The following is a 4,963-nucleotide window of genomic DNA, read 5'->3' as shown; positions in this document are numbered from 1 at the left end:
CGCGAACGGGCGCCCGGCCGGTTTGCCGGGCGCCCGTTGCCCCCAACCCAGAGGGAACTACACCGCCTCGAGCACGCTGACGTAGTTGGCGATCGCCAGGCCGCCCATGTTGTGCACGGCCGCACGCCGGGCGCCGGCCAACTGCATGTCGCCGGCCGTGCCGGACAGCTGCATGGCGGCCACCACGTGCTGCGAGACGCCGGTGGCGCCGACCGGGTGGCCCTTGGCCTTCAGCCCGCCGGACAGGTTCACCGGCAGCTTGCCGTCTCGGTACACCCAGCCTTCCTCGATGGCGCGGCGGCCCTCGCCGGCCGGGGCCAGCCCCATGACCTCGTACATGATCAGCTCGGCAATGGTGAAGCAGTCGTGCACCTCCGCCAGGTCCAGGTCCTCCAGCCCCGCCCCGGCCATGCCTAGGGCGCGCTGCCAGGCGGCGCGGCTGCCGGCGAAGGCGGTAGGATCGCGCTTTTCGGCCGGCATGAAGTCGTTTGCGTGGCCGAACCCTGCCATCCGGACTGCGGCGGCCGCGGCACCGGGACGCGGCGACTCGGTGCTGAGGACCACGGCGGCGGCACCGTCCGAGACCGGAGAGCAGTCCGTGCGGCGCAGCGGCTCTGCGACCACGGGGTTCTTGTCCGAGACCGTCCGGCAGAACTCCTCACCCAGATCCTTGCGCAGCTGCGCGTAGGGGTTGGCCACGCCGTTGCGGTGGTTCTTTGCGGCAATCGAGCCGAGGACGTCGCCCACCTCGCCGTAGCGCTTCTGGTAGTGCTTGGCGGTTTCGGCAAAGAGGCCGGCGAACCCGGTGGAGCTCGGCTTGCCGGCGGCCTCATAGTCGGCGCCCAGCAGGGCGGCGCCCACCACGTCGGCGCCGGCATGGGTCATCTTCTCGGCCCCGATCACCAGCACGTTGTGCGCCGTGCCGGCCAGCAGCGACTTGGCACCCTGCTGCACGGCCGCCGAACCGGATGCGCAGGCGTTCTCCACCCGGGTGGCCGGCACGTTCGCCAGGTCGTCGGAGACCTGCAGCGCCAGCGAGGACGCGAAGCCCAGCGGCACCATGCCGGAGTTGAACTGGCCCAGGTAGATCTCGTCGATCTGCCCCGGTTCCAGCCCGGCGTTGGCAATGGCCTCCCGGGCCACCCCGACAATCAGCGATTCCAGCGTCTCGTCGGACAGCTTGCCGAAGGGGGAGTGCCCCCAGCCGGTCAGCAGGATGTCCTTGCCGAAATGTTGCTTCAGGCTCATCAGTGTGTTCCTTCCAGTGCGGTTTCCAGTGCCCCGTCCGGCACGGCCTCGGCTCCGCCCCGCCCGGTCCCGGCGGCTTCGTCCAGTTCGGGGGCGACGGCGAAGTCCGGCTCGGTCTTCTCCCGCACCTCGGCCACGGTGACCCCCGGCGCCAGGCGGACCAGCCGCAGCGGGAGGGCACCGTCGTCGTCGTCAATGTCGAAGACGGCGAGATCCGTGATGATCCGGTTGACCACCTTCACCCCGGTCAGCGGCAGCGAGCATTCGTTGACGATCTTGGGCGTGCCGTCCTTGGCCACATGCTCGGTCAGGACCACCACACGAGGGGTGCCGGCGACCAGGTCCATCGCGCCGCCCATGCCCTTGACCATCTTCCCGGGGATGGTCCAGTTGGCCAGGTCGCCCGCGGCCGAGACCTGCATCGCGCCCAGGACGGCGGTCTTCACGTGGCCCCCGCGGATCATGCCGAAACTGGTGGCCGAGTCGAAGATGGAGCCGCCGGGCAGCACCGTCACGGTCTGCTTGCCGGCGTTGATCAGGTCGGCGTCCTCGTCGCCCTCGTACGGGAACGGGCCCATCCCCAGCAGGCCGTTTTCGCTCTGCAGCACCACCCGCACGCCGTGCGGCAGGTTGTTGGCCACCAGCGTGGGGATGCCGATGCCCAGGTTGACGTAGTCTCCGTCGTTCAGTTCGGCGGCCGCGATGGCCGCCATTTCGTCTCGTGTCCAAGCCATGATGTGCTCCTTCTGGTCTGAAATCTCAGGCGCCGACGGCGGCGGGGCGGGGGCGGACGGTACGCTGCTCGATGTCCTTGGCGCGGCCGGAGGCCTGCACGAGGCGCTGGACGTACACGCCCGGGGTGACGATGTGGTTCGGGTCCAGTTGGCCCGGCTCCACGATCACCTCGGCCTCGGCGATGGTGACGCGGCCGGCGGTGGCCACCACCGGGTTGAAGTTGCGGGCGGTGTAGCGGTAGATCAGGTTGCCGTCGGTGTCGGCGGTGTGGGCGTGGACGAGGGCCAGGTCGGCTACGATGCCCCGTTCCTGCACGTAAAGCTCGCCGTCGAACTCCTCGTGCGGCTTGCCTTCGGCGATCACGGTGCCCACCCCGGTCTTGGTGTAGAAGGCCGCGATGCCCGCGCCGCCGGCGCGGAGGCGCTCGGCCAGCGTGCCCTGCGGGTTGAACTCGACCTCCAGCGTGCCGGCCAGGAACTGCTGGGCGAACAGCTTGTTCTCGCCCACGTAGGAGGCCAGCACCTTGCGGACCTGCCCGGCCTCGATCAGCACGCCCAGGCCCTTGCCGTCGATGCCCATGTTGTTGGAGACCACCGTCAGGTCCTTGACGCCGGAATCGCACACCGCGTCGATCAGGTCCGCGGGGATGCCGGAGAGCCCGAATCCTCCCACCGCGATCGTCATCCCGTCATGGAGCACGCCGGCCAGTGCGGCGGCGGGTCCTGCCGTCAGTTTGGACATTGCTTCCTCCTCGTTGAGTGCCGTCCGCACCCACTCATCCTGACGCGGCGCGAAACTTGTCCATCTTGTGGACAGCTGTTATCCGGCAGACTAGTGGCGCGGCAGCGGGCCCGTCAACGGGTGCCCGAGGGGCCCATTCACAGTGTGGACAGCGGCAGGTAGACTGTCCACATTGTGGATCGATGGGGTGACGACGCCGCCGCGCCCCGCCGTCAGACCCCCGCCCGACCGCCAGGAGGACAAGTGCCGGACAAGCAGGTACAGGGTGCCCAAGTAGTCGGCCGGGTGGCCCGGCTGCTGCGGATCGTCGGCCGCGCCCCGGAGACCGGCGCGGCCCTGGCCGACATCGTCCGGGCCTCGGGCCTGACCCGGCCCACGGTCTACCGGCTGCTGAACTCCCTCGCGGCCGAAGGCCTGCTGGACCATCATGCAGAGACCGGCACCTGGCATCTGGGCCCGGAGCTTTATGTGCTCGGGTCGGTGGCCGCCGGCCGCTTTGCCATCGAGGACCTGGCCCGGCCGCGCCTTCAGCGGTTGGCGGACGAGACCGGCGAGAGCGCCTTCCTGTCCATCCGGCGGGGCGACGAAACCGTCTGCCTGGTACGGGTGGAAGGCAGCTTCCCGGTGCGCTCCTTTGTGCTGCACGAAGGCGTCCGTTTCCCGCTGGGCATCGCTTCCGCAGGGTTGGCCATCATGGCCTTTCTCGAGGATGCGGAGATCGACCGGCTGCTCGACGACGGCGGTGCCCGGGTCGAGCGCTTCGGCCCGGCGCATGCGCCGGACAGGATCCGCGCGAATCTGGCCGAGACCCGGGAGCGGGGCTATACCGTCAACCCGGGGCTGATTTTGGAGGGCAGTTGGGGGATGGGTGCGGCCGTTTTCGACCGGCATGGCCAGCCGGCCTGGGCGCTGTCGCTGACCGGCATCGAACAACGGTTCCGGCCCGACCGGCAGGAGTTCCTCGGCAAGCTGCTCCTGGAGGAGGCGCACATCCTCACGCAGCAGTTGCGTGAACAGCCGCAGGTCCGCCGCTAGGCTCGAGGCAGCCGGGCACTTTCGACCGGCACCAGGACACCTTAGGAGCAACCATGGCCGGGCACCACCCGCTGCGCACCGCCGTGATCGGCTACGGACTCGCCGGGCGGGTCTTCCACGCGCCGTTGCTGGAGGCCGCGGGCGGGTACTCGCTGGACACGATCGTCACGGCCAATCCCGAGCGGGCCGCACAGGCGGCGGCCCGGCACCCGCGCGCCCGGATCGTGGCAACGGTGGAAGAACTCTTCGCGGCGCCGGAGCCGCTTGACCTCGTGGTGGTGGCCACCCCGCCGGCCAGCCACTACGCGCTCGCCGACGCCGCGATTGACCGCGGCCTGCACGTGGTGGTGGACAAGCCCTTCGTCCCCGCACCCGCCCAGGGCGACGCCCTGCTGGCCAGGGCCGGGCGGGCCGGCGTGGTGCTCTCCGTCTTCCACAACCGCCGCTGGGATTCGGATTTCCTGACCCTGAAGCAGCTGATCGGCGACGGCGAACTCGGCCGGGTGCACACCTTCGAGTCCCGCTTTGAGCGCTGGAAGCCGGAGGGCCTGCGGGCCTGGAAAGCGACGGCCGGTGCCACCGGGGGCGGCGGCATCCTCTTCGACCTTGGCGTCCACCTGATCGACCAGGCGCTCACGCTCTTCGGGCCGGCCGCCACGGTCTACGGCGAGACCGCCCGCCACACCGACCGCGCAGCCTCCGACGAGGACGCCTTCGTCTCCCTGCTGCACGAATCGGGGGTGCGCTCGCGGTTGTCGATGAACCTCATCTCCGCGCTGCCCGCGCCGCGGTTCCATGTGCTCGGCTCGGCCGCCGCCTTCACCTCCTGGGGGCTGGACAGCCAGGAGGCCGCGCTGGCGGCCGGCGCGGTTCCCGGGGCAGCCGGATACGGCGAGGAGCCCGAAGAGCGGTGGGGAACCTTCGGCACGCCCGGCCGTACCCGCAGGGTTCGCCCCGTCGCCGGCGCTTACCCGGAGTACTACCGGCAGCTGGCCGCGGCCATCCACGAGGGCGCCCCGGTTCCCGTCGAGCCCGCGGACGCCGTGGCGGCCATCCGCATCATCGAGGAGATCCACCGGCAGAACCGGGCATAGGGCGGCCAGCGGCGCTCACACAAGATGCCCCAGAAACGGGGCGGGGCCGCCGGCGGCGCTCACAGAAGAAGCCCGGGAGCGGAGCGGGGCCCCAGCCGCGGCTTCCGTCC

Annotated in this window: 5 protein-coding genes; 2 read left to right on the top strand and 3 right to left on the bottom strand. The window is 70.6% G+C overall.

The window, feature by feature from the left end:
* Positions 1 to 57: 57 nt before the first annotated feature.
* Genes AC5RV2_RS14545 through AC5RV2_RS14535 form a run of 3 tightly spaced genes read right to left on the bottom strand, consistent with a single transcriptional unit; the run spans position 58 to position 2,724 of the window.
* Positions 58 to 1,248 (bottom strand): acetyl-CoA acetyltransferase, encoded by a 1,191-nt coding sequence (locus tag AC5RV2_RS14545; RefSeq protein WP_494092918.1) that lies wholly within the window; start codon positions 1,246 to 1,248, stop codon positions 58 to 60.
* The gene (locus AC5RV2_RS14540; protein ID WP_494092917.1) at positions 1,248 to 1,982 is read right to left on the bottom strand and encodes a 3-oxoacid CoA-transferase subunit B; all 735 of its coding nucleotides are present in this window, start codon (positions 1,980 to 1,982) and stop codon (positions 1,248 to 1,250) included. Before AC5RV2_RS14540 ends, AC5RV2_RS14545 begins: the two co-directional genes overlap by 1 nt.
* Positions 1,983 to 2,007: 25 nt before the next feature.
* Positions 2,008 to 2,724 carry a CoA transferase subunit A gene (locus AC5RV2_RS14535; protein WP_494092916.1) on the bottom strand — a complete coding sequence of 239 codons (717 nt, stop codon included), beginning with the start codon at positions 2,722 to 2,724 and terminating at the stop codon, positions 2,008 to 2,010.
* Positions 2,725 to 2,967: 243 nt separating this feature from the next.
* On the opposite strand from AC5RV2_RS14535, the gene AC5RV2_RS14530 reads away from it, so the two are divergent.
* Both AC5RV2_RS14530 and AC5RV2_RS14525 read left to right on the top strand, forming a co-directional pair.
* Complete coding sequence (locus AC5RV2_RS14530) at positions 2,968 to 3,759, top strand: IclR family transcriptional regulator (protein ID WP_494092915.1); 792 nt, start codon at positions 2,968 to 2,970, stop codon at positions 3,757 to 3,759.
* A 53-nt stretch (positions 3,760 to 3,812) separates the two neighbouring features.
* Complete coding sequence (locus tag AC5RV2_RS14525) at positions 3,813 to 4,853, top strand: Gfo/Idh/MocA family protein (RefSeq protein ID WP_494092914.1); 1,041 nt, start codon at positions 3,813 to 3,815, stop codon at positions 4,851 to 4,853.
* Positions 4,854 to 4,963 lie beyond the last annotated feature (110 nt).

The sequence above is a fragment of the Arthrobacter sp. Y3225116 genome (assembly GCF_059091245.1).
The sequence above is the reverse complement of the archived record's forward strand: the minus strand, read 5'-3'. Positions and strand labels throughout refer to the sequence as shown.